The 730-nt window shown below is 55.3% G+C and carries 1 protein-coding gene and 1 pseudogene; both read left to right on the plus strand.

The features are described 5' to 3' along the window. Positions 1-212 (plus strand): annotated as a pseudogene (locus tag Q5L94_RS13270) (cytochrome ubiquinol oxidase subunit I); the annotation flags it as partial. Positions 213-215: 3 nt separating this feature from the next. Further along, positions 216-730 (plus strand): cytochrome d ubiquinol oxidase subunit II (gene cydB / locus Q5L94_RS13275; RefSeq protein WP_317498845.1); only part of this gene is annotated, 515 nt, incomplete at its 3' end.

Consider the following 730-nt stretch of genomic DNA (forward strand, 5'->3'; position numbering starts at 1 on the left):
TGCGCACCGCCGATGCGGCATCGCCCATTGATAAAGCCGGTGTGGCGGGCAGCCTGATAGCCTTTATTGTGGTGTACTTCCTCGTTTTTGGTGCGGGCACCTTCTACATTCTGCGCAAAATGGCGGGGAACCCGGAGCAGGTTACTATTCCCGACTACGCGAAGCATAAAGCCACCATGGCCGCTGAGCGCATCTACGATGAGGAGAGGTAAGCTATGGATTACGCACTGATTTGGGCCATATTAATTTCGGTCGCCGTATTTGCTTACGTCGCACTCGATGGCTTTGACTTAGGGATAGCGCTGCTGTTTCCCTGGTTCAAAAAAGAAGAAGACCGTGACGTGATGATGAACACCGTGGCGCCGGTCTGGGACGGTAACGAAACCTGGCTGGTGCTGGGCGGTGGTGGCCTGCTGGCGGTGTTCCCGCTGGCTTACTCGGTGCTGATGCCGGCGCTTTATATGCCGGTTATTGCCATGTTGCTGGGGCTTATTTTTCGCGGCGTGGCTTTTGAGTACCGCTTTAAAACCAAACGCGCCAAAGGTATCTGGGACTTATCCTTTATTACCGGCTCGCTGATAGCGGCCATGAGTCAGGGCATTATGCTGGGCGCTATGCTGCAGGGCATTCAGGTAACCGGACGGGAATACTCCGGCGGCTGGTTCGACTGGCTGACACCCTTTACTCTTTTCTGCGGTGTGGCGGTGGTTATCGGCTACATGATGCTGGG

It is taken from the genome of Idiomarina sp. Sol25 (genome assembly GCF_033052775.1).
Taxonomy (GTDB): Bacteria; Pseudomonadota; Gammaproteobacteria; order Enterobacterales; family Alteromonadaceae; genus Idiomarina.